This is a genomic window from Ochrobactrum sp. PL_is501, from assembly GCF_055816895.1.
Genome location: NZ_JBVPGR010000032.1, coordinates 63,474 through 87,379 on the forward strand (window position 1 = coordinate 63,474; position 23,906 = coordinate 87,379).

General features: G+C 55.6%; 23 protein-coding genes. 10 read left to right on the forward strand and 13 right to left on the reverse strand.

Going from position 1 to position 23,906, the window contains the following annotated elements; translation table 11 throughout:
• The first annotated feature begins 11 nt into the window (after positions 1-11).
• The gene (locus tag AC0TOF_RS07365) at positions 12-866 is read left to right on the forward strand and encodes an IclR family transcriptional regulator (RefSeq protein ID WP_122000833.1); all 855 of its coding nucleotides are present in this window, start codon (positions 12-14) and stop codon (positions 864-866) included.
• Between the two features lie 353 nt (positions 867-1,219).
• Here AC0TOF_RS07365 and AC0TOF_RS07370 read toward each other — a convergent pair whose 3' ends face one another.
• Positions 1,220-1,960, reverse strand: coding sequence for a GntR family transcriptional regulator (locus tag AC0TOF_RS07370; RefSeq protein WP_473767715.1), 741 nt, complete (start codon positions 1,958-1,960; stop codon positions 1,220-1,222).
• 500 nt (positions 1,961-2,460) lie between these two features.
• Here AC0TOF_RS07370 and AC0TOF_RS07375 point away from each other — a divergent pair, with 500 nt between their 5' ends.
• The 7 genes from AC0TOF_RS07375 to AC0TOF_RS07405 all read left to right on the forward strand — a co-directional run bounded on the left by AC0TOF_RS07375 (position 2,461) and on the right by AC0TOF_RS07405 (position 8,201).
• Positions 2,461-3,612 carry a CaiB/BaiF CoA transferase family protein gene (locus tag AC0TOF_RS07375; protein WP_473767716.1) on the forward strand — a complete coding sequence of 384 codons (1,152 nt, stop codon included), beginning with the start codon at positions 2,461-2,463 and terminating at the stop codon, positions 3,610-3,612.
• The gene (locus AC0TOF_RS07380; protein WP_473767717.1) at positions 3,609-4,772 is read left to right on the forward strand and encodes an acyl-CoA dehydrogenase family protein; all 1,164 of its coding nucleotides are present in this window, start codon (positions 3,609-3,611) and stop codon (positions 4,770-4,772) included. Before AC0TOF_RS07375 ends, AC0TOF_RS07380 begins: the two co-directional genes overlap by 4 nt.
• Before the next feature lie 124 nt (positions 4,773-4,896).
• Positions 4,897-5,715 (forward strand): transporter substrate-binding domain-containing protein, encoded by an 819-nt coding sequence (locus AC0TOF_RS07385; protein WP_122000837.1) that lies wholly within the window; start codon positions 4,897-4,899, stop codon positions 5,713-5,715.
• 49 nt (positions 5,716-5,764) lie between these two features.
• A complete protein-coding gene (locus AC0TOF_RS07390) occupies positions 5,765-6,415 on the forward strand; it encodes an amino acid ABC transporter permease (protein WP_112670922.1) in 651 nt (216 codons plus the stop codon).
• Positions 6,412-7,074 (forward strand): amino acid ABC transporter permease, encoded by a 663-nt coding sequence (locus tag AC0TOF_RS07395; RefSeq protein WP_473767718.1) that lies wholly within the window; start codon positions 6,412-6,414, stop codon positions 7,072-7,074. The genes AC0TOF_RS07390 and AC0TOF_RS07395 overlap by 4 nt, the downstream gene beginning before the upstream one ends.
• 1 nt (position 7,075) lies before the next feature.
• Complete coding sequence (locus AC0TOF_RS07400) at positions 7,076-7,852, forward strand: amino acid ABC transporter ATP-binding protein (RefSeq protein ID WP_473767877.1); 777 nt, start codon at positions 7,076-7,078, stop codon at positions 7,850-7,852.
• 112 nt (positions 7,853-7,964) lie between these two features.
• Positions 7,965-8,201, forward strand: coding sequence for a hypothetical protein (locus AC0TOF_RS07405; RefSeq protein WP_473767719.1), 237 nt, complete (start codon positions 7,965-7,967; stop codon positions 8,199-8,201).
• Between the two features lie 490 nt (positions 8,202-8,691).
• Here AC0TOF_RS07405 and AC0TOF_RS07410 read toward each other — a convergent pair whose 3' ends face one another.
• The 3 genes from AC0TOF_RS07410 to AC0TOF_RS07420 all read right to left on the reverse strand — a co-directional run bounded on the left by AC0TOF_RS07410 (position 8,692) and on the right by AC0TOF_RS07420 (position 12,862).
• Complete coding sequence (locus AC0TOF_RS07410) at positions 8,692-9,621, reverse strand: N-carbamoyl-D-amino-acid hydrolase (RefSeq protein ID WP_473767720.1); 930 nt, start codon at positions 9,619-9,621, stop codon at positions 8,692-8,694.
• Between the two features lie 172 nt (positions 9,622-9,793).
• The gene (locus tag AC0TOF_RS07415; protein ID WP_473767721.1) at positions 9,794-11,629 is read right to left on the reverse strand and encodes an ABC transporter ATP-binding protein; all 1,836 of its coding nucleotides are present in this window, start codon (positions 11,627-11,629) and stop codon (positions 9,794-9,796) included.
• Positions 11,630-11,665: 36 nt separating this feature from the next.
• Complete coding sequence (locus tag AC0TOF_RS07420) at positions 11,666-12,862, reverse strand: aminotransferase class V-fold PLP-dependent enzyme (RefSeq protein ID WP_473767722.1); 1,197 nt, start codon at positions 12,860-12,862, stop codon at positions 11,666-11,668.
• Positions 12,863-12,953: 91 nt separating this feature from the next.
• Between AC0TOF_RS07420 and AC0TOF_RS07425 the strand changes: the two genes are divergently transcribed.
• The gene (locus AC0TOF_RS07425) at positions 12,954-13,781 is read left to right on the forward strand and encodes an IclR family transcriptional regulator (protein WP_473767723.1); all 828 of its coding nucleotides are present in this window, start codon (positions 12,954-12,956) and stop codon (positions 13,779-13,781) included.
• A 7-nt stretch (positions 13,782-13,788) separates the two neighbouring features.
• Here the strand turns inward: AC0TOF_RS07425 and AC0TOF_RS07430 are convergent, their stop codons facing one another.
• The 6 genes from AC0TOF_RS07430 to AC0TOF_RS07455 all read right to left on the reverse strand — a co-directional run bounded on the left by AC0TOF_RS07430 (position 13,789) and on the right by AC0TOF_RS07455 (position 19,717).
• Complete coding sequence (locus AC0TOF_RS07430) at positions 13,789-14,253, reverse strand: RidA family protein (protein WP_473767878.1); 465 nt, start codon at positions 14,251-14,253, stop codon at positions 13,789-13,791.
• 91 nt (positions 14,254-14,344) lie between these two features.
• The gene (locus AC0TOF_RS07435) at positions 14,345-15,553 is read right to left on the reverse strand and encodes an amidohydrolase/deacetylase family metallohydrolase (protein ID WP_473767724.1); all 1,209 of its coding nucleotides are present in this window, start codon (positions 15,551-15,553) and stop codon (positions 14,345-14,347) included.
• A 1-nt stretch (position 15,554) separates the two neighbouring features.
• Positions 15,555-16,430, reverse strand: coding sequence for an ABC transporter permease (locus AC0TOF_RS07440; RefSeq protein WP_473767725.1), 876 nt, complete (start codon positions 16,428-16,430; stop codon positions 15,555-15,557).
• A complete protein-coding gene (locus tag AC0TOF_RS07445; protein WP_473767726.1) occupies positions 16,430-17,371 on the reverse strand; it encodes an ABC transporter permease in 942 nt (313 codons plus the stop codon). The genes AC0TOF_RS07440 and AC0TOF_RS07445 overlap by 1 nt, the downstream gene beginning before the upstream one ends.
• A gap of 71 nt (positions 17,372-17,442) precedes the next feature.
• Positions 17,443-18,933: an ABC transporter substrate-binding protein gene (locus tag AC0TOF_RS07450; protein WP_473767879.1), complete on the reverse strand. Its 1,491-nt coding sequence runs from the start codon at positions 18,931-18,933 to the stop codon at positions 17,443-17,445.
• Positions 18,934-19,294: 361 nt separating this feature from the next.
• Complete coding sequence (locus AC0TOF_RS07455) at positions 19,295-19,717, reverse strand: LysR substrate-binding domain-containing protein (RefSeq protein ID WP_473767727.1); 423 nt, start codon at positions 19,715-19,717, stop codon at positions 19,295-19,297.
• Between the two features lie 101 nt (positions 19,718-19,818).
• Between AC0TOF_RS07455 and AC0TOF_RS07460 the strand changes: the two genes are divergently transcribed.
• Entirely contained in the window at positions 19,819-20,061 is a 243-nt protein-coding gene (locus AC0TOF_RS07460) for a hypothetical protein (RefSeq protein ID WP_473767728.1), read from the forward strand.
• A 147-nt stretch (positions 20,062-20,208) separates the two neighbouring features.
• Here the strand turns inward: AC0TOF_RS07460 and AC0TOF_RS07465 are convergent, their stop codons facing one another.
• From AC0TOF_RS07465 to AC0TOF_RS07475, 3 genes are read right to left on the reverse strand one after another with little or no spacing between them, the layout of a single operon-like run.
• Positions 20,209-20,841: an FMN-binding negative transcriptional regulator gene (locus AC0TOF_RS07465; protein ID WP_473767729.1), complete on the reverse strand. Its 633-nt coding sequence runs from the start codon at positions 20,839-20,841 to the stop codon at positions 20,209-20,211.
• A gap of 16 nt (positions 20,842-20,857) precedes the next feature.
• Positions 20,858-22,291: an amidase gene (locus tag AC0TOF_RS07470; protein WP_473767730.1), complete on the reverse strand. Its 1,434-nt coding sequence runs from the start codon at positions 22,289-22,291 to the stop codon at positions 20,858-20,860.
• Positions 22,292-22,328: 37 nt separating this feature from the next.
• Entirely contained in the window at positions 22,329-23,891 is a 1,563-nt protein-coding gene (locus AC0TOF_RS07475) for an ABC transporter substrate-binding protein (RefSeq protein WP_473767731.1), read from the reverse strand.
• Positions 23,892-23,906: the final 15 nt, after the last annotated feature.

Sequence of the window (23,906 nt, forward strand, 5' to 3'; positions counted from 1 at the left end):
AGCTTGTTCCCATGAACCAATTTCGCGACCTGACCGGACTGTCCACTTTCGACCCTGACGAAGCGGATGAATTCAAAAACGACCCCTTGTTTCTACGTTCGGTTGCGCGCACGGTCGCTGTGCTGTCCGCCTTCCAGAGCGCTCGACACCCGCTATCCCTTACGCAGATAGCGACCGCATCGGGACTTGATCGCAGCGCGACGCAACGCATCGTCAATTCGCTTATGAAGCTCGGCATGGTTGCGCGGGACCCGGAGGATCGCGGCTATCTTCCCGGCTTGCGAATTCTCGATATGACACATGACTTTCTGCGGCTGAACCCGATGCTGCAGCGAGCCAATCCGGTTATGCTGGAACTGCGCCGAAGGGTGCGCGAACGCGTGGATCTATCGCTTTTCGATGATATACGGCTGGTCTATGCCCTGCGTATGCCGTCAAAACACGAAGTCTTCAGCGCTACCATCGTTGGCAATGCGGTTCCCACTTACTGCACGGCGGGCGGCATCGCAGTCCTGTCGCGCCTGCCGGACGACCGGATTGCGGATATCGTAAACCGTTCCGACCTCACCCCGTTCACGCCCTATACGATCACCGATCTTGCCGGCGTAATGGAACAGGTCGATGCGACGCGCAGACGGGGACACTCCGTTCTCTGCCGTCAGTTGCTGGCCCACGAAATAGCAATCGGCGCGCCCGTTACCGATGCAAAGGGTGTGCCCATCGGAGCAATCCATATCGCCGGCAATTTACAGGAATGGTCGGTAGAAAGCTTCAGCGACAATTTTGGGCCCTTGATTGAAAATGCCGCCCGCACGGTTTCCGAGCGTCCCAGGCCTTTCGACGCCAGGAACGCACCCGTCGTCTAATCCGGCCTCGATGATCTCCTGGTTTCGGCCAGAGTCCTTCGGCGTAACCGATTGAACGGATTTTCCCCTCGCTTCATCTTCCCTCCTGAAGCGGCCAGGAGACTAAATAGCGAGTACCGAGATTTTCGACCATCAGCGGTGATGGTTGCGGGATATCTCGGCACAGCACCCCAGCCTTTCCGCGCTATTTTGAAAGAAGCAGTCTGACCTCAATGGTTCAAGGCGCGCTTGAACAGAGGGCCGTGTGCTGCAATGGCTATCTCGCCATAAGTGAGTTCGGCCCACGGCCTATGTGTCCGGCTAGCTCGCCGAAGTGGCCAATCACAGTTTTCCGCAGTATGACGCGATCGAAATCAGTCTCGGCTCGCACCTTTTTCTGTACTTACGAGATGGCCAGGCTGGAACGCCACCCTGGCGGTCGTGATCGGGCCCAGGGCATTCCAGGTCGTGCGATGCATGATCAGCAATGCCTGCCCTGGTTCAGTCTGTAGCAATCTGGCATCGCGGCGATTGGCATTTTCGGCTGAAAATGTCAGGTCAGCTCTCAAATAAGGCGCGTTGCGCACCAACCATTCATTGGCATTCAGTTGCCAGAAATCCGCCTTTTCAAGTTCAGGTGATGCGCGCAGATTGACCCAGCGGTCCTCCAGTTGGAAGGGCTGGCCATTGCCGTAATGCACAGCCCGCATGTGAACGAGAATCTCCCCTTCCGGAAGACCGATCCGCGCCGCAATCTCTGCCGGGATCGGACTTTTTCGCTGTGCTACGACGCGATAACTGTAGACCATGCCGGCCTGTTCGACCTGTTCACGCACAATCGAGATTGAAACTGTCGCCTTGCGCACCGGATCAATCGCTATACGGGTACCGGCTCGGCGGCGGCGATCCAACAATCCTTCGTCGGCCAGAAGCTGCAATGCCTTGTTGACGGTTGCTCGCGCGACGTCAAACTCGATCGCAAGATCGGCCTCGTCTGGAATTCGGTCGCCCTGACGCCATTCAAGTTCAACGATGCGGCGCCGCACTTCGCTGGCAATTTTCTGTGCTTTTGGAGACGTCGAGCCCAGATGGCCGCCAGATCGCTTGTCGATCACATGCACTCCTGCAATCCGCCGATAGAAATCAGGTAATCAGCAATCATACGATCATGGTCAAGTTGCCTGCCATTTCGCATCCTATGACGCCTCGCAGCCCGGACGTCACTGGCTAGCCTATTTGGCATCGAATTTACGTCCTGCAGCCGCGCTCCTGCATTCAACCCTAAGGAGACGCAGCGGCAATTCAACACGCTGAGCGCCGAACGATACATGTCCATTCCGACTTTCGCAATACGAACGCCCACACCGTGCTCGCCAGTTTAGCCCATCGATAAGTTTAAACATATAAAGAAATAAGTTTAGACATATATAAATTTTTATGATTAGCTCAAAGAATAACGAGGCTTTCGGGAGCAAGCCCAGATGCAGATTTTGAAGCATGCCACCGCGCGTAAGGAGGGAAAGCAGAGGAGCTCTCTCCCTGCAGAACGTACTTCCATCATTCTCGAAGACGACCGAGCCGAACGGACCGAAATCCCGGGCCGGGAGTTGAAAATATGAGCGGCCCGCTGACCGGAATCCGAGTGCTCGATCTGTCCCGCGTTCTCGCGGGGCCGTATTGCACGGCACTACTCGCCGATCTGGGCGCGGAAATCATCAAGCTGGAACCACTTTCCGGCGACGACTATCGACATGTCGGGCCGTTCAAGGAGGGTGAAAGTGCCTTGTTCACGCTCAACAATCGCGGCAAAAAAAGCATAGCACTCGATCTTAAAAACCAAGCTGACCTGGAACTGGCGCAGACGCTCGCGGCGCGCGTGGACGTAGTTGTCGAAAATTTCCGTCCGGGCGTTGCCGCCCGGCTGGGACTTGGCGCAGCCGCCCTGCGCGAAGCCAATCCCCGGCTCATCTATTGTTCCATTTCCGGTTTCGGACAGGAGGGACCGTTCAGGGACCTTCCAGCCTATGACCTGGTGGTGCAGGCCATGTCCGGCTTGATGACAGCGACCGGCGAGGAAGGCGGCGCGCCACTGAAAACCGGCGAAAGCATCGCCGATCTGATCGCGGGCCTGTTTGCTAGCTGGTCGATTATGGCCGCACTGGTTCAGCGCAATGCAACGGGGCATGGCGCGACGCTCGATGTTGCCATGTATGACGCGCTGTTTTCGATGTTGACCACCAGCCACGCCCAGCATTTCTACAGCGGCGTTCTGCCAAGCCGTGTTGGCAACCGACATCCGATATCCACGCCTTTCGGCTGTTTCAAGACAAGTGACGGCGAGGTGGTAATCGCAGTGCTGAACGGAGGGCAGTTCGGAAAACTGGCAAAACTGATGGGCAAACCCGAGATTGCTGAAGATCCGCGTTTTGCCAGCGACAGCAGCCGTACCGAGCATGAACCGGCACTCAAGGCACTCATCGAGGAATGGTCGGGCAGCCTGACCACTGAAGACGCGGTGTCTGCGCTGGCAGCGGAAGGTCTGCCAGCGGCGCCAATCTGGAACATCGCGCAGGCCGCCGACAATGAACATGCCACCGCACGCAGCCTTGTCACCCAGCTTGCCCATTCGGTTCTTGGCGAGGTTCCAGTGGTTGGACAGCCCGTTCGTTTCAATGGACACAAGCCCGTCGCTGCGACCGCCGCACCACGACTTGGCGGCGACATCGCAACGGTGTTGAAGGAATTCGGACTGAAGGAGCGCGCATGACGCAGTTCAATGATCCTTGGCATATGCTGGCCGAAGAAGAGAGCCTGTTCTGCGATGTGCTGGAGCGGATATGTGCTGACAAAATTGCGCCGCTGGCGGCAGAGACCGACGAGACATCGCGCTTTGTCGACCGGCAGATCGCCACGCTCGGCGAAGCAGGCATGATGGGAGCCAACTTGCCGGAAGCCTATGGCGGCAGCGGCATTTCCGCGCCCGCTCTGTTGCGAGCCGTGTCGATCGTGGCTGCCGCCTGCGGGTCCACCGCCTCGGCACTGACAGCGCATTATCTGGCAACCGATTCCATTCTGATCGGCGGCACCGAGGCTCAGAAACAGGAGTGGTTGCCCAAAGCTGCCAGCGGGGAAGCGCTCGCCGCCTTCGCGCTCACCGAGCCGACAGCAGGCTCCGATCCTGCAGACATGAAGACACGTGCCAGGCGAATAGAAGGCGGCTGGCATCTCAAAGGCACAAAGTGCTTTATTTCGAACGGCGGTGTGGCCGACTTCATTGTGGTTTATGCAGTGACTGATCCTGCAAAGGCGCATCGAGGTATTTCTGCTTTTATTCTGCCGAAGGATACCCCCGGTTTCGAGGCGGGTCCGGCCGAGAAGACAATGGGCCTCAAAGGCGGCCATGTCTTCACGCTCAATCTGGACTGCACGCTTCCCGAACATGCTTTGCTCGGTGAAGAGGGTAAGGGCTTTCGCACTGCCATGCAAGTGCTCGACAATGGCCGCATTGAAGTGGCCGCCCAATGTCTCGGCCTTGCTGGCGCGGCGATGAATGCTGCCATCGCCTATGCGAAAGAACGCATCATCGGCGGCATGCCGCTGTCGGAACGGCAGGGCATTCGATGGATGATTGCCGATATGGCCCTTGCATATCATTCTGCACTTTTGCTGTCGCAGGAAGCCTCGCGCCAGCGCGATCTGGCGCATCACCATGGTGGACGCTTTTCGCTGGCAGCATCCATGGCCAAGCTCGGCGCTTCCGAAGCAGCCGGGAAAATAGCTGATATAGCGCTGCAAATACATGGCGGTTACGGTTATACGCGTGATTTCCCCATAGAGCGGATCAATCGAGACCTGCGCATTATGCGTATCTATGAAGGGTCCAGCGAAATCCAGCGCATGATCATCTCCGGCAATATGCTGGCCTGACGGGGGTTGGTTATCATCTCGCCCGACTTTTCTGTGAGCGGCCATATCCGGCACCACGTGAAATGTGCTTAATAACGTTCTGTAGGGCGAACATCGCCACGCAGTTTATCTGGGAGAAAATAAAATGACGTTTTCGGGAACATTGAAATCCGCCCTCCTCGGTATCGCCGTGCTGGGCTTGACCATGCCTGCAATGGCCGATCAGCTGTCGGATATCAAGGCGAAGGGCAAGATTGAAACAGCCACCGATATGCACTATGCGCCGTTCGACATGCTGACCAACGGCACGTATGAAGGTATGACGAAGGATCTCTTCGACGGCGTCGCCAAGGAACTCGGCGCAGAGCCGGTTTACCAGGATATTCCGTGGACTGCGGAACTTCCCGGTCTCGAGGTGAAGAAGTTTGATATCGTGATCGCGCCCGTCACCATCACCCCCGAGCGTCTCGAACGCTACGCCTTCAGCCTGCCGATCGCCGACGCCACGGTGGCGCTGGTGCATGCCGCCAGCAACACCGAAATGAAGAAGCCAGAGGACATCAAGGGCAAGACCGTCGGCGTCCAGCAGGGCACGGCTCAGTTCAAGCAGTTGCAGGCTTTTGGTGAGAAGCTCGGCGGCGTGACCGTTAAGGAATACGGGACCACCGACGAGGCTTATGCCGACCTGGCGGCCGGACGTCTGGATGCCGTCGCCGGCTCCTTGCCCAACCTCACCTATCTGGTGAAGACACGGCCGGAAACCTTCGCGATGTTTGACAAGCCGACCTTCGGCAATCCGACCTACTTCGCCTGGGTGGCTCGCAAGGACGCCGACAGTGCAAGCTTCATCAAGGCAGTGAATGACGCGATTCTCAAGATGACGGATGACGGCCGCATCAAGACTATTCAGGAGAAATGGCTGGGCACCTATACCGAACTGCCTCGCGAAGTTCCGACCAAGTGATACGACATGCGGGCAGGAGCAATCCTGCCCGCCACCAAACGGAGCAGCGATGTTTTCCACCTCGACCTTTCTGGCCAGCTTCGGGCCGCTCTTCTGGGCGGCGCGTTTCACGCTGCTGATATCCTTGCTGGGCATCGGACTGGGACTGGTGATCGGCGCGCTGATCTGCGCGGCGGCACTTTCCCGTAGAGTCTGGCTGCGCAGGTTTGCTGCACTCTGGGTGAGTTTTCTGCGCGGGGTGCCGCTGCTGGTGCAGCTTCTGCTTTGCTATTATCTTCTGCCCGTCATCGGCATCAATGTTCCCGCGCTGGTCGCCGCCGTGGTTACGGTCGGCATCTGTTCCAGCGCCTATGTTTCGGAAATCTGGCGCGGTGCGATCATCGCCTTGCCCCCCGGACAGGCCGAAGCCGCAACCGCCATCGGCATGGGTCCGCGCGACATCTGGACCCGGATCATCCTGCCGCAGGCGGCCAGGCTTTCACTGCCTGCCCTAGTCAATGAGATGATCCTGCTGGTCAAGGCTTCGTCGCTGGTTTCCGTGGTCGGCATACTGGAAGTCACACGCGCCAGCCAGGCACAGGCGGCTACCACTTTCCGTCCTCTGGAAGTGTATGTTGCAGCCGCGTGCATCTATCTGCTCATCAATCTTTGCCTCGCCGCACTGGGGCGCTATCTCGAACACAGGATGAGCGCCACATGAGCCTGACGATCCTGCAACAATATTGGCCCATCCTATCGAACGGCTTTGCGCTGACGATCCTGTGCTGGGCGCTGGGTACTCTCTTTGGCATGGCGCTGGGTCTTGTCATCGCGCTCGTGCAGCGCTACGGGCCGCGCCCGGTGTCCTGGCTGATCCAGGCCTATATCGAGATCATTCGCGGCACTCCCTTTCTCGTGCAGCTCTTCGTTCTCTATTATGGCGGCCCGCTGATCGGATTGCGGCTCGAGGCGCTGACTGCGGGGCTTGTGGGCCTGACGGTCTACGGCAGCCCCTATTTCGCCGAAATCTTCCGCGCCGGCTTCCTCGCCGTGCCGGTGGGACAGCTTGAGGCCGCCCGAGCCATCGGCATGTCGGAACCAACCATCGTGCGTCGGATTCTCCTGCCGCTCGGCCTCGTCTCGGCCCTACCTGCACTGGTCAATTTCTCGATCATTCTGACCAAGGAAACTGTGATCCTGTCGATCATCACGGTGCCTGAACTCATGTATTCTGTGCAGCGCATGTCCACGGAAACCTTCCGCTATCTCGAAGCAAATCTCGTATTGGCGCTGTTTTTCTGGGCACTGGTCGAGACAATCTCACGCGCCGGCCGCTGGCTGGAAGCGCGCATAACGAAACATCTGGTTGAAAGGACGTAAGATGCTTGCCGCGTCATCCGTCGAGATCCGCAAGGTCAACAAATTCTACGGCCCCTTTCATGCGCTGAAAGATGTGAACTTGTCTATCCTGCCCGGCAAGGTCACCTGTCTGATTGGGCCGTCAGGCTCGGGCAAGTCCACGCTGCTGCGCTGCATCAATTTTCTGGAGGAATATGATTCCGGCGAAATCAGCATCGATGGGCAGATGATCGGTTATGTCAGCCCAGGCGGTCGCAAGATGCCGGCCAGCAAGCTGCGGGAGATGCGCCGCTCCATCGGCATGGTGTTCCAGCAGTTCAATCTGTGGCCGCACATGACCGCGCTTCAGAATGTCGCCGAGGGACTGCTGCGCGTACGTGGCCTGCCGAGGGCGGAAGCAGAGGCCCGCGCTGCCGAGGCATTGAGAAAAGTGGGACTGTCTGACAAGACAGCCAGCTTTCCTTCCCGCCTGTCCGGCGGCCAGCAGCAGCGGGTGGCCATCGCCCGCGCCATCGCCATGGAGCCGCGACTGATGTTATTCGACGAGCCTACATCGGCGCTCGATCCTGAACTGGTTGGTGAAGTGCTGAGCGTGATGAAGACGCTTGCTGCTGAAGGAATGACCATGGTCGTGGTAACCCATGAAATGGGGTTTGCGGCCCATGTCGCCGATCAGGTGGCCTTCATGGAAAAGGGCGAACTGGTGGGCGTGGACGCTCCTGCCCGGATTCTACATCAACCCGAAGACGCCCGTATTCAGAGCTTCCTGCGCACCTATCACGAACGCAACAGTTTCTGATGGTTCTGTTGCATATGTGGAACGGCCCGTTTAGCAAGGTCTTTTCTGTGTGAACCACCATCGGACGGTTCGGTTTGGAGGTCCGATCCGAATTTCACCCACGGAGAAAATCATGACCGTTCCGATGACTCCCTTCCTGAAGACCACTCTTCGGCTCGATGCCGTGATTTCCGGCGCAGCCGCCCTGTTGATGGTAGCAGGCGCGCAAATGCTTGGGCCATTCCTCGACTTGCCGGTCCCGCGGCTGTTCTGGGCGGGAGTGATGCTGTTCCCTTTGTGGCGTTGCTTGCTGTGCTGGCAGGACGCGAGAACGCTTCGCGCGTCGTGCTTTTCGATATCGTATTGTTAAATGTAGCGTGAGTGCTTGCCAGTTTCGCCATTCTCCTCGCCAGCGTGGCGGAGCCGAACATGTTTGGCGTGTCGCCTTTGTCGTTGCACAGGCGCTGGCTGTCGCATTGTTCGCGGTGCTCCAGATTTCGGCTCTGCGCCAAGCCAGACAGGCACCAGGCTGATCGTCAGACGTTTCCAGTGCCGCGCCTGATCGTGACGAACGCAAAGGCCCAATGCAAAACCATACAGTTCCGATTCCTTGAAATGCGCGCCTGCGCAAGATCCGAGCCTCGTTCAGGATTTGATGCATTGGACGGGCACTAGCGGGATGTCGGAATGATTTACGATGCCGGACGCGAAAGCAACTAGTTGTAGCGCGCTGATGAAGAACGCCGCGCTGGGAGGGTCTGCGTCGTATTGATACGGTGCTCCCGTTCAGCCCTTGTGGCGTCTCCAGTAAATTTTTCTCACGGTGTTAGCCGAATTGGATTCAAACTCACGTCTAAGTGTTACCGAAAGCTTCCGTGAGGTGTGAGCAGACCGTTGTATAACTCGGGCCGCCGATTGCGCTCGAAGTTGAACTCCTCCATTTTGCCATTAACACAATCGTCCAAGTCGCAATCCGCGAACGCTATCTCATCATCCAGCCCGGTTGTCTCGGCGATAACGCGACCATCCGGATGTATGATGCATGATCCCCCCATTAGGTCGACGCCATCTTCCTTGCCAGCTTTGGCCACACCCACGACGAACGTGGAGTTTTGATACGCACCTGCCTGCATACACAGCCTACTTTGAAACATGCGCAGTTCGGGGGTTTGCTTTGCTCGTGGATTATAAACTGGTGTCGTATATCCCAGCACGATTAGCTCGACGCCTTGCAAGCCCATCATGCGATAGGTTTCTGGCCACCTTCGGTCATTGCAAATGCACATGCCTATCCGACCGCCGAAGGCGTCTACCACTGGGAAGCCTAGATTGCCGACCTCGAAGTAATATTTTTCGAGATTCTGGAACGGATCCTCGGGTCGATGATCGGTATGCCCCGGCAGATGCACTTTCCGATACTTGGATACAATGCGGCCATCTTTGTCGACAAGGATCTGGGTGTTGTAACGATGCGTATTCTCACCATCATTCGCAATCTCTGCATAACCAAGGCTGAAGCCAATGCGGCGGCGTTTGGCATGATCAAACAAGGGCTGCACATCACAGTTCGGCATAATGTGCTCGTAAAAAGCGTCAGCATCGGAAATATCGAAACGATACAGTCTGGGAAAAAAGGTCGACAGTGCCAGTTCCGGAAAGACCGCGACATCGCATCCTTCATCCGCCGCCAGATCAAGGAGAGCCAATAACCGACCAACTGTTTCAGTGCGTGGCTCACCGGAATTGACCGGACCCATTTGTGCTGCTGCAATTCTAAGAACACGAGTCATTCTGTTTGCTCCGTTTTGGGCCAGTGAGCGTAACGTGTGTTATTTGCTATTGGAATGTAATGTGTTCCTGTACAGCCGAAGAAAATCTGCTCTGCAGTTCAAATATTCGCGCTGCAAACCTCGCATTCATTCTTCTGCACAAGAGAAACATAGTCTTTCAAACATGATCGCCCTAGAACGCAACGAAGTGTTGCGGCGATACCTCTCGATATTCACGCAAAGGCACCACGAAATTCGCAGGACGGATTGGGCTCTTGAGCTCTCCCCCTTCGTTTGAAAGCACGGACTTGCGCCGATCAGGATCAGGAACCGGGACTGCCGCCATCAACCTGCGTGTATAGTCATGTTGGGGATTATCGAATACTGCCGACCTCGGACCAATCTCAACGATTTCGCCCAGATACATAACTGCCACACGGTGGCTTACACGTTCTACAACGGCCATATCATGGGAAATGAACAAGAATGCTAGATCAAGGTCCTGCTGCAGATCGAGCATGAGATTGATGACCTGTGCCTTGATTGAAACATCAAGTGCAGAGACGCTTTCATCGGCAACGATAACTTTCGGCTTTAAGGCCAGTGCACGCGCAATACAGATACGCTGCCTTTGCCCACCGGAAAATTCATGCGGATACCGCTTTGCCATATCCGGCGTCAGGCCAACCTTTTCCAGCATGTCTGCAACAACTTCCTTCGCTTCCTTTGCGCTACCCAGCCGGTGTTCAACGTAAGGTTCCGCGATAGCGGCTCCCACCGTCATGCGCGGGTTCAATGATGCATAGGGATCCTGAAAGATCATCTGGACTGTTCGACGCATCTCGCGCATGGCCTGCTTGTCGAGGGTCAGAATATTGCGCCCTTCAACGAGGACTTCACCGGAATCCGGTTCGGTCAGTCGCATGACGGCTCGCCCGGTCGTCGATTTTCCGCACCCGCTCTCGCCAACCAGCGAGAGAGTTTCGCCTCTACGAAGGTCAAAGGACACATTTTCAACTGCGTGAACACGTCCGCTCAAGCGGGCCATGAAGCCCGAATAAATCTCAAAGCGCTTGGTAAGGCCTTTGACTTCAAGGACGGGCCCATCGGCCTCATCTACCGTATCTGCCACCTCGACTGGCTTTTCCGAAAGGCCGGTCGCATTGTCTACTATCGGAAACCGCAGGGGATGTTGACGACCCCGCATTGTTCCAAGTACAGGAACCGCCGACAAAAGTGCTCGCGTATAGGGGTGCTTGTTCTGCCGGAAAATATCCGCTGTCTTTCCTGTCTCAACCTGCCTGCCACGAAACATGACGACAGTACGATCCGATATTTCAGCCACCACGCCCATATCATGTGTGATGAAAAGAACAGACGTTCCCTCTTCTTCCTGTAGCGTCTTGATAAGATCGAGTATCTGCCCCTGAATAGTCACATCCAGGGCCGTTGTCGGTTCATCCGCGATCAGCAGTTTGGGTTTTGATGCCAGAGCCATTGCGATCATGACGCGCTGACGCATACCACCCGAAAAACGATGCGGATATTCATCCAAGCGGGAGGCTGCGGATGAAATGCGGACCTTTTCAAGCAAGCGGACCGTTTCAGCGCGCGCATCTGCCTTGGACATTTGTGAATGACAGAGCAGTGCTTCCGAAATCTGGTCCCCGATCGTGAAGAGCGGATTGAGGCTCGTCATCGGCTCCTGAAAGATCATAGCGATTTCTTTGCCACGTATCTGGCGCATTTTTTCTTCCGGGAGTGTCAGAAGCTCACGATCTCCCAGCCTGATACTGCCTTCGATGCGGCTCGTATCCTTCTGCAGAAGGCGCATGATCGACAGCGAAGTAACACTCTTGCCAGAGCCGGACTCCCCGACGATTGCCACCGTTTCTCCAGGATGAACATCGAAGGAAACATCGTTGACAACCGGTTTCCAGTTACCATCGGCCATAAAAGACGTGGTCAGTCCTCGAACGGATAAAACAGGTTCGTTTTTGCCTACCGGTCCAATATTCTCAGCCATCATGATGTTCCTCCACTTTCCTTTAGACCCTTCCGGCCATCAATCCGGCCAACGCAGCAAACCGTCAAAGCGATGCTTGCTTCGCTCCTCAAAGGGCGTGGCGATAAGCTCGTTCGATGCCCGGGCTTTGTCGAGTTCCTCGCCCAACCGTTGAGCAACGATGGTTTCCTGACTTGGATGGAGATTGCAGGGGTCAAGATAGAAATAGTTGTGCTCTACCTCATGGTCACGGGTGATGATCGGCGGGTTGCCCCGCGCAAGAGCGGTTACCAAATCCCAAGCTGTGGTGCGGGCATCAGCTGGCGATACGACCACCCGCAGGCGGTCGAGCGGGTTGTTTGTGGGATCTGGTTCGATCAGTGCTGTGATACCGGGACGGCCATCCAGCGTCTTCTTCCACAGTTCCAGATAGCCGGTCTCCCTCTCTCGGATTGCGGCATGGTCGCGCATTTCCCATGCTTCCAGTGCTGCCATAACGCCGTAAATGCTCTCTTTGCCAACTTTCATTCCGCGCCCGATACCGAGATTTTGCAGGAAAGCATTGCGGACAAGTTCCTTCTTGCCTGCAACGATGCCGGATGTCGGACCACCCAGAAACTTGTGTCCCGAATAGATTGCGATGTCAGCGCCGTTTTTCAGAAACAGCTTCAGGTCGTATTCAGATGCAGCATCCACTATCACGGGCACGCCCTTGGCATGCGCGATCTCGACGAACTCGCTTAGATGCAGAAGGCCATAGTCGACGACGTGGTGTGATACGACATAAACCGCCGCAGCCGTCTTTTCGGTAATCGCATTTTCCATGTGATAGCGATGGGTCGATGTCGCCTGTCCGATCAGGACGACTTTGCCTCCCGCAAGCCGGATGGCCTGATCGACCGGAGCGCCATAACTGACCACATGGCCAGTCTGCACAAGGATTTCATTCCTTTCCGGTGTGGCGTCCGGCAATTTCTCAATTGCGAGAAGATTATTGCCTGTCATCGCACCGGCCACGGCGAGCGTAATGCCTGACGAGCAAGACGCCGTGACGAAACCAGCTTCGCCGCCTGTCAGTCGGGCTATCACTTCACTTGCCTTGCGCTGGAGATCATTGATCTCGACGAAGTGAGGCAGGATCGCCGCCATCGCCTCTATTGCCTCCGGCACGACGATGGATGCGCCGAGCGATGTCATCGTCCCGGAAACATTGATGACTGGCCGAAGCCCGATCTTGCGGCGGATATCATCAGTCATTTCAATTCTCCCATTTCTTTCACTGTCTCAGGCATCGACATTTATGCCATAATAATGTAATAACTTCTCGAATTTCACACGGAGCACTTGATTGAGACTATCGTCAGCCGCTATCCCCACCGAAACATCCCCTGCGGATGACACCGAAACCAAGTCGTCACGCCGCTCGCGCGTGAGCGGTATAGATCGTGCGTTGCAGGTGATTGATTATCTTTATGAAACCGGTGCTCCGGCTGGTCCCTATGCGATTGCGAAAGCGATCAAGGCACCTTTGTCGACCGTGTATGTGACCATCGATGATCTCGTTGAAAAGAACATGCTCGCCCGCAACGCGGACGGTGCGATCTGGCTCGGTGCGCGGCTCTATCATTATGGTCTTGCTTACGCGCGGTCGCTTGATTTCATGAGCGTCGCCACGCACGAGATGCACGATCTGTGCCGCGAAACAAACGAAGCGGTACAACTCTGCGGCCGGGATGGGGACCATATGCTTGTTCTCGCCATGGCGGACGGGCCAAGCCCATTTCAGGTTGCCTCGCGTGTCGGCACAAGAGTACCCTTGAACTGGACTGCATCCGGCCGCCTTCTGGTCGGGCATTTGGCGGAAAATGAACGGATCGAGCTTTTCAAGCGCTGCGCCCGGACTTCCCCCACAGGTCGAGCCGAAGTCGATGCCACAAGTCTTTCGGAGGCAGCAGCGAAAGCGTTTGACGAACGGCTCTCGATCCAGATTGCAGAATCCGACTATGCGGTTGCCTGTATTGCGTCCCCGATTTGCGACCGCGATGGACAATGCGTTGCGACGATCTCCATCGTGCTTCCTGAACAGAAAGTGCTTTCCGACGAAAGCCACTACACCAGTCAGGTGCGAGCTTCGGCGGCGAAGATCGAAAAGCTGATGGGCTGGCGGAATCATTGACGCTGTCCTAGTCGTTCAGGGCGACGATCGCTTCGATTTCAACCGTGATATTGCCCGGCAAGGAACCCAAGCCGACGGCTGAACGCGCATGTTGTCCGGCAGTACCAAACACTTCGATGAAAAGATCAGAGCAGCCATTGATGACATTGGGATGCAATTCAAAGTCCGGCACGGCATTGACCATACCCAAGAGCTTCACCACGCGTTTCACGCGGGAAAGGTCGCCAAGCGCCTCATGCATGACAGCCAGCAGATTGATGCCCGTTAGTCGGGCATCCTGATAGGCTTGATCCACGCCGATATCGCCACCAACCTTGCCCGCACGCAAATGCCCACTCTCTTCCCTAGGCCCCTGACCTGAAAGGTAAAGGATATTGCCCTCCTGCACATACGTGACAAAATTCGCGATGGGCGGTGGCGGCGGAGGCAAAGTTATGCCAAGCGAAACCAACCGCTCATAGGGAGAATGCATTACTTCAGTCGTCAGGAGAGAATGAGACACGAATTTTCCTCATCATTTCGTCGCGGGAGTTCCCCGTTGATTCAGGGCTGTGCGGACAGCATCAGCGCCACGAATAGCCATGGCTATGGCGAACAAGTTTGCGGGCGCGCGGTATATAGCGGCTGGCCGCAATAGCCTCAGCACCGATGACTGCGTAGCGGGGTTCGAACAGCCTGTTCAGTCGAGACACATCGCCATTGGAATCCGTCGCCTCCAGGTCGGCATCGACCAAATCAAAGATCGTGAAATCGGCACGTTGTCCAACGGACAGCCGGTTTTCCACCGAGAGCTTGATCACCGACGCCGGATTATGCGTGACGGCTTCGATGACATTTTCAAACGGCATTTTGACCGACAGCAGCTTGGACATGGTTGTCGCCAAATCCCAGACGGGGAAGTTCATCGAATGGCAGTGCAAATCTGTCGAGATCGAAAATGGAAGGAGACCCCGTTCAATCGCTGCTTCGGCGACCTTGAACGAGAAAGATGCTCCACCATGACCAATGTCCAGCCGGATGCCTTCGCCCGCACAGCGTTCCGCAAGATTGAATAGGTCTTCGTCTTCCATGATGCTGGAGCCGGATTTCCCGTTGAAGCAATGTGTGACCACATCGCCGGGGCCGAGGATTTCCAGAACCTCGTCATAAAGCGCAGGGGGTTCGCCGACATGCACCATCATCGGCACCTTAAGTATCTTGGCGATCTTCTTGCCAAGCTTGACAGGTGTAACGCCCCATGACCCGGTGATGACGTGGCTGGCCCGGACCTTGATGCCGACAATATGCTCGCTATTGGCCGCGTAGCATTCGAGAATACGGTCGAGATCTATGTCTTTGATATCACGTAATTCCGGAACGCGGTTGCAGGCGACAAGGCCGATAGAGCCGAGATTGAGAAAGGCTTTGATCCGTTCTTTGGCCGGTTCGATGATATATTCCCGGAAGCCATGGAAATTCGCCTCCCCCGCCGAACCGGCATCAACGAGCGTCGTCACCCCTCGCTCGGCGCCACACTCCGAAGGACGTATCGAAATATCCGTACCGCCGTGCCAGATGTGGACATGCAGGTCGACCCAACCCGGCGAAATCCAGGCTCCCTTACCATCGACAAGGTGCGCATCAGCAGGTGCATTCAACGACTTGCCGATAGCGATGATGTTGCCGGTCTTTCCTATCAGAATATCGGTCGTCGTATTGGCATGTTCTGCGCCGAAAGCCACCGGCTTGACATTGGTGACAAGAAGCGGCTTCGCCAGTTCACCGGAAATCATATTACAAATCCCTTCGCAGTCTTGGATCGAGCATGTCGCGTAGTCCGTCGCCAACCATCTGGAGCGAGAGGACGGAAAGAATGATGGCGAAGCCGGGGAAATAGGTCATCCAGTCGGCCTGACCGATATATTGGCGCCCTGCGGCTATCATTGTCCCCCAGGTCGGAATTTCGGGGCTGACACCAAGACCGAGGAAGGAAAGTCCGGCTTCTGCGAGCATTGCGCTCGCAAAAAGGAATGTGCACTGAACGATGATGGGTGAAATCAGATTTCTGAGCACGTGCCGTGTCATGATGTGGAATGTAGATATTCCCAGCGACTGGGCCGCTTCCACATAGGGCAGCTCGCGGATCACCAGCGTCGAAGCACGCACGATGCGCGCAAGCCTCGGTGAATAGACCACAGACAGCGCAATGATGACCGTCGCCAGCGACGGGCCGAGCGCGGCGACCAGCGCAATGGCCAGCAGAATGTCGGGGAAAGCCATCATTGCATCGATCAGGCGGGCGATGGGCGTATCCAAACGCTGAAAGAAGCCTGCCAGCAATCCGAGCGTAACCCCTATCAGCGCCGAAAGGACGACAACCGCCACGCCCACCATAAGTGAAAGCCGCCCCGCATAGATCGTACGGGAAAAGACGTCGCGCCCGAACTCATCAGTGCCGAACCAGAACATCTCGCTTGGCGGCTTGAGACGGTTGACGATGGATAGTTTCGAGGGCGAATAGGGCGCAATCCAGGGTGCCAGCAGCGCGAGAATAGCAAAGACCGCAAGCACAATGATACCAGCCGCCACTGTCTTGCGCTTGAATAGCCGACGGATGAACAAAACGCGGTCTGAAGGGGTTTTTTGCGTAGTCGTAACAAGATCGGCCATCAGTAGCGAACCCTCGGATCAACGCACAGATAGAGCATATCGATGATGAAATTAATCAGGACATAGAGCCCGGCGATAACAAGCAGCGCACCCTGAATGACCGGGTAGTCTCGTCGCAGAACCGCGGACACAACAAGATTGCCAACGCCCGGGAGGCCGAAGACCGTTTCAGTCACCACGGCTCCGGATATCAGAACGGCTGCTGTGAGACCGACAACGGTCAGAATCGGGATCAGAGCGTTTTTGAGGGCATGCTTCATTACAACGCGCCGCTCGATCAAGCCTTTTGCCCGCGCCGTGCGAATGTAATCGTCGCCGAGAACATCCAGCATTGAAGCACGGGTAAAGCGCAGGATTAGGGCTGATGAAACCAGCCCCAGTGCGAAGGCGGGGAGGATCAGATGATACATCCGATCCGCAAAACTCGAACCCGGACCGCCATAGCCGGACACCGGAAACAGGTTCAGCCGGACCGCAAAAAACTGCATGAGAATGAGCCCCAGCCAAAAGCTCGGTATGCTTGCCGCTAGCATAGCGACCGTTGTAGCCGCCTGATCGACAAAGGAACCACGCCGGTAGGCAGCGTATATGCCAACCGGCAGCGCGATAATGCAGGCGATAAGAAGCGAAAGAAACGTCAAAAAGAACGTCGGTTCGGCTCGATCAAGCAACGCTGCACCTACCGGCATATTGAGAAAGATCGACTGACCGAGATCGCCTTTCAGGAGTTGGCCGATATAGTAGAAGTACTGAATGAGCAGCGATTGATCGAGACCGAGCCGGGCGCGCAGATCAGCAATGTCCTGCGCCGATGCGTCCGGTCCAAGCATGACAGCGGCAGGATCACCAGGGGTCACCCGGACGATCACGAATACGATCGTCACGACCAGAAACATGACAACGGCCATGCCAACAAACCGCTGCAGAATGTAGCGCACCATACGATCAGACTCTCCAGATTAAACCATTCAGTGAATGCCGACCGGACGGACGGCATTTACTTTCCCGGAAATTACTTCTTCAACGACGCATTCCAGAAATAAGGCCACGGCGCAGGCTCAACACCCTCCAGCTTGGTGGACATCGCCGCGACAGCATTGAAGTCGCCGATCTTGATCAGGGGCAGTTCGTCATAAATAGTTTTTTGAACATCTGCCCACAGCGCAACTCGCTTTTCCAGATTGGATTCGGCCGTGAACGCATCGACTGCGGTTTTACGCGCTGGCGTGTCCCACCAACCCGGTGAGCTGGTTGACAGAGAGCCCATCAAAGCAGGCTCTGGCAGGAAGGGACTGTGCGTTATATATATGTCCCACAGCTTCTGATCAGCGCGGCGCTGAGTCAGCGTCGCCCAATCGACAACCTGCAGATCCACATTGAATCCGGCAAGCTTCAGATATTCGGCAGCTACCTGCGCCATCTTGTAATGGAACTCGTACTGGCGGCTTGTCAGGATGCGCAGCGGTTCGCCATTATAACCGGCGGCCTTCAATTCTTCCGTCGCGGTTTCCGGCTGGGCCACATTATAATTCCCTTCGACGCCAGCCTCGGTATTCCAGACGAAATTGGACGGATAGAAAGCGCCGTCCAACGCGTAGAATTCCGTACTGCCAAACGCAGCCGCGAGCATATCCTCCATGCTCAATGCATGTGTTGCGGCCTTCCGTACCAGCAGTTTCGAGGCCAAACCTTCCTTGGTGTTGAAAACAAAGACAGGATAGCCGAAAGGCTTCAGGAGCAATGGCTGGGAAGCCGTCGAAGATTTGACCTTGTCAAATGACTCGACCGGTATGGAATCGACATATTCATACTGCCCTGAAACCGCTGCTTCGACACGGGTGTTGGCGTCCGGGACCGATACGAAGCGGATTTCATCGAGATATTGATGGCGTGCACCGCCGTAACCGTCGCTCTCACCATCACGCGACTTGTAACCGTCGAAACGCACAAGCTGAATATATTGATCTGCCCTGCGTTCCTTGAGCATATAGGGACCGGTACCGATGAATTCGTTCATCGGTTCAGCCTGCTTTTCCGACGGTAGGATAATCGCCGCAGAATTGTTGAAGGCAAGCAAAGAGGTCAATGGCGCATAAAGCTCCTTGAGCTTTATCGTCACTGTAGCCGGATCAGTCGCCGCGATATTTTCGATAAAGGCCGACGCCTGTTTCCCGCGCGAAGCGAGCTTCGTCCAGCGTTGAAGCGACGCAACCACATCTTCCGAGGTCATACCGCTGCCATCATGAAACTTGATGCCGGAACGCAGCTTAATCTTATAGGTTTTTCCATCCGCGCTGATTTCGGGCAGGCTTTCCGCCAGCAATGGCGTCGGCTTCCATTCCTTGTCGAAGGTATAAAGCGTTTCAAAGATGTGTTGCGTGACGATGCCCACAAGATCTGCAGTGGATACCATCGGGTCAAGCGTCGGGGGTTCACCAATGGTCGCGACATTGATGACGCCACCCTTGTCCTCTGCCAGCGAAACACCGGAACTGAAGACCATGGTAGAAGCAAGAAGGAGTGCTAGTTTGATCCGCAAGGCAGAACCCCATTTTTAAATTGTTCCACAATTATGATATATACGCTTTTATAAAAGAATAGCTGAGAACGAGAGGGTGTCAATGCATCAAAAATCATCGACTGTGGAGAGCGACTGGATACCTCATCGGTGATTGCGTTGAAGGCCTGATTGTTCACTACAAAATGGACGGCGCGCTCTTCCGGGCCAAGTAAACTTATCTCGTCGTTTCCCGCCAACTTCAACGCATGCACGTTGATCGACGAAAAAATGCCTTCTGTCTAATACAGCAATCACCTAATACACTCGTTCATCTGCCAGCAATGCCTCGTGATAGACCCAAAACTCATAAAACGTTGAGCCAGAGTGTTGTCAGGGTCGTTACTCCGGCGGATGACCAGAAAGCCATTATCGACAAAGCTCGTAAAAGGCCGGATCTCCATGCCGCGTCCGCGAAAATACGTTGCAGAAGACGGGTCTCAATGGTGGCCGACCGCAGAATGCCCGCGAGCGCAACTTCCACACGCATGGCAAAAAGCGACCCCGGTTCGGGCGTAGTCATGCGTTCATCGGCAAGATCAACCGGTGAAATCTCCGGATAGTCTGCGAGCCTATGTCCCTGCGGAACACCTACGACCGCCGGTATCGGGCGAGTTTCAATATTGAAAGCGGGTCTGTCGAGCGGACCGTCCACGAAGCCGAGATCGGCTTGTCCGGATGTAAACGCCTCCACCCACCAACGCGGATGGAATGCCGTTGAGAGAGGCATGGATATTGGGGCGCTGTTCGAGAAATCGGGCGAGGAAGCGCGGCATTGATCCCATTTGCAAGCGCCGGCATTGCAGCAATACGCAACATGCCCGCATTCTGATGGCTGATCTCGTCGGCGAAACTCCTGATGCGATTGAGCCCGACTTTGGCCCGCTCGACTTCCTGCAACAGCGTCATGGCCGCCTGCGTTGGGATCAACTGGTTTTCCCGCCGGTTGAAGAGTTTGAGTTTCGTATCGAGGGATGGATTGGTTCTTTGCTGCTGCCAACTCGTGCAACGGTTGGCGTTGCTGATCTGGGCGGCGACACTATGATTGAGATTGTGGCTTCCGCCTACAAGTAATCGATATCTGCTTCCAGATGATCCCCTCGCCAAATCCAAGGGGCTGCCTCGCATTTTGTTTAAACTAAAAATAATCAGGCTTTCTTGGATAATATTTCTTTCATCGACTTCGATGGCACTCTCGAATTCTCAGGAATACCCTTCAGTTTATTCTCTAAATTTGCAGTGACGCGCCATCATTGCGGCGATATCTTCCTTCCCCTCTTCACGAAGTTTTTTGATCGCAGCGCTCATATCTGCAGACCGCTCGTCCTGGCCAAGCTTAAATTTAATTTCCATCTTCTCAATCGGCATTTCGTAGCCGACGATATTGGGCAGACGCCGCACCAGACCTCCACGTCCGAGTTCCTTCATCTGCCAGGGCTTATCACGACCCTTTTCCATGTGCTGCACGAGTTCGTGTAGATGTTTGACGGTAGCTGCTTCCGACAGGATTTTGGGCGTGCCATGAATATGAGCAACCATGAAGCTCCAGGTCGGCGCGCTGTCCCTTTCCGGATACCCCGGATACCATGACGATGACACATAATGACCAGCATCCATCAGGATTGCGATGGATGGCAGGCCGCGTTTCAGAAACTCAACATGATCGTTGGATGCAGCAACATGCGAGACCAGCGTGCCGTTTTCGCCGCGTGTCCGATCCATCATGAAGACAGGGTGCGATATAGCAACGCCACCTTCATGACCGGTGATCAAGGTGCCAAGCACCGTTCTATCAACGAGATCGAAAACCTCGGTCGTATCGGATGGCTGGAAATAGGGCTTTGTATAGAGCATCACTTGTCTCTTGATTTCAGGCGTGAATGGCGGGAAGCCGATTAGACCAGGGGCACATGGCTTCCAACTGACCTGCAAGTTCGAATAGCAGATTTTCCGCCCCATAAGGAGCAATGAACTGGCTGCCGATTGGCAAGCCATCAGACGTTTCGTGAAGTGGAACACTCATCGCCGGCAAGCCAGCAGCGTTGACCGGATGGGTGAAGGTTGTCAGCTCCAGAAACTGCCGAGCAAACCCCTTCCAGTCCGGTGAGCGCACGTCGAGCACGCCAAGCGGAAATGATCCAACCGGCATTACTGGACTTAGCACCACATCGCATTCTTCAAACAGACGACCAAAACTGCGCGCCGTACTGTTTGCGGTCAAACGCGCTTGAATAACCTCCGTCGCAGTCAAGCCATCGCCGTAAGCGGCCAACCCCAGATTTGAGGGTTCGAAATAGAGGTCATTGACAGGCTTTGCCATTGTCGCGGCAACATCCGCCACTTCAATTGCGGTGTAAACGGCGATCAGTTTTTGTACGGCGTCCGCAAGCTGAACGCCGTCAAAATCGGGCTTCACCCGAACAATGTTATGTCCGAGCCGTTCGCACAACGCAATCGTCGCCTCAAGTGCTGCGACTGTTTGCTCGTCCAGATCATGTCGAAGATCGGACTTCTGCCAGACGCCGATGCGAAGCTTGCCCGGCGCTATTCTGACACTGTTGACGAACAGGTCCGTCTTGGCCGGGGCGGCGTAAAGCGAACCCGGTTCAAGCGCATCTGTCAGATCAAGCATCATTGCGGAATCGCGAACCGAACGCGTCAACACATGATGGCTGACCATTCCGCCCCAGTTTTCTGTGGAGACCGGACCACATGGGACACGCCCACGCGATGGACGCAGCCCGAAAAGCCCGCCACAAGATGCGGGAATACGGATCGAGCCCGCACCATCATTACCATAAGCCACGGGCACCATACGTGAAGCAACCGCTGCTGCTGCACCGCCGGAAGAACCGCCAATGCTGCGTGTCACATTCCAGGGATTGAGTGCCGGACCGTGCAGCGAGGATTCCGTTGCGATATTGCAGGAAAACTCAGGCAAATTGGTTTTGCCTACCACCACCAGACCAGCGGATTTGTACCGTTTGACGAGTTCGTGATCGCGCTGCGAGATATTTCCCTCGGCCGCACGACATCCAAAGGACATTGCTGCACCGGCATAGGAAGGACAATCATCCTTTAACAAAACCGGAACACCGCTGAGCGGACCCTCTGGCAGCGATTTAAGCTGTTCTTCCGCCTGATCGCGCATCTCATGGATCACAGCATTCAGCTCGGGATTGCACCGATCAATCGCTGCAAATGCCTCATGAACGGCCTCACGCGGCGACAGAATTTTTGCGCGAATGGCCTCTCCCAGACCGACGGCGTCGGCCCGGGTGTAGTCAAAGGATGTAGACGTCATGGGGTATCCCAATGCTAAGCTCGTGAAGCGGAGCGTTTTACTGTGCCTTGCTGATCGTCCAGAAACGAAGCGTATCACCAGCCCAGCCCTTGAAATGGTTCACTTTTGGGCCGGCAGCTGTGATCGATGGCAGGTTTACCAGACCAAGGATCGGAACCTGCTCACCCATCAGCGTGTTGAGTTCGTTGAAGAGCTTCTTGCGTTCTTCGACGTCGCTCTTCGCTGAAACCTGCTTGAGAAGGTCTTCCGCCTTGGCATCGTCCCACTGGCGCGCGGCATCGGCCTTCTTGTCACCGATCATCGACTGGAAAGACAACAGCGGATCAAGGCGGGCCGAATAAGCGAAAACGGCAAGTTCATATGCGCCACGACGATACTGATCGAGCTGGGTCGCCCAGTCACGCACTTCGAGTTGCGCATTGATGCCGGAGGCTGCAAGGAATGCCTGAACAATCGTGGCAACCTGCACGCGGTTCTGGCGGTTGGCGACCAGAAGGCTGATCGGTTCGCCCTTATAGCCTGCCTTGGTCAGCAGCTCCTGCGCTTTGGCTGGATCATAAGCAGGCCAGGCAGCCGCCTGATTATCCGAATAGAGGGTGTTTGGTGCAATGACCGACGGGTTTGGCGCGTACATGCCCTCACCGATCGCCGCTGCCAGTTGGTTAAGATCGATGGCGTGAGCAATCGCCTGACGCATCTGCGGATCTTTCAGCTTATCGGAAGTTGACTGAATTTGAAGTACCATCCATGCAGGCGTCTGCTGCACATTGACCTTCATGCCCTTCGCTTCCAGATCCTTGACGGCAGTTGGCTCTACTTCATCGATGAAGTCGATCTCACCGGAAAGCAGCCCATTTGTGCGCGTGCTTGAATCTGGAACAGTCATGAACTGAATGGTCTTTACATGACCTTTCTTGTTCCCTCCCAGACCGTCGGCATCGCCGGACAGAGCCGAATAATCATCGAAACGGGTCAGGTCCAGATAACGACCGCGCTCCCATTTGGAAAATGCATAGGGACCGGTGCCAATCGGCTTTACAAATTTGCCATCTGCATCAACGGATTCCGGGCTCAATATCCAGGGGGTGCACTGGATGGTAGCCATGGTGATAACGAAGTTTGGCGCAGGTGCTGCAAAGCTGAAGCGCACCGTGCTGTCATCAACAGCCCCCACCGACTTCAACTCGGAATCGACCTTGCCATTATAGCGATTGACGCATTGAAACGCTGTATCCGGCTTGAGATAACGCTCGAAATTCCATGCGACATCCTTGGCGGTCAGTTCCTTGCCATTGTGGAACTTGACGCCTTTACGTAACTTGAATTCATAGACCGTATGATCGGCATTCGTGGTCCAGCTCTCAGCCAGCATCGGCTTGATTGCAAGATCGTCGCCATAAGCAACCAGACCTTCGGCAATGTGGGCAACAACCATATCGGCATTGGCATCGCGATTGACGCCCGGATTGATGCTCGCAACATCAGAGTGAATGGCGACGCGCAAGGTCTCATCGTCTGCAGCATGTGCTTGAAAGGATGTGGCGCTGAGACCAAAAAGCGCAATGCTGAGTGCAGAGCGGATTGAAATTGGATTGAACATTTTGGTTTCCCCTTT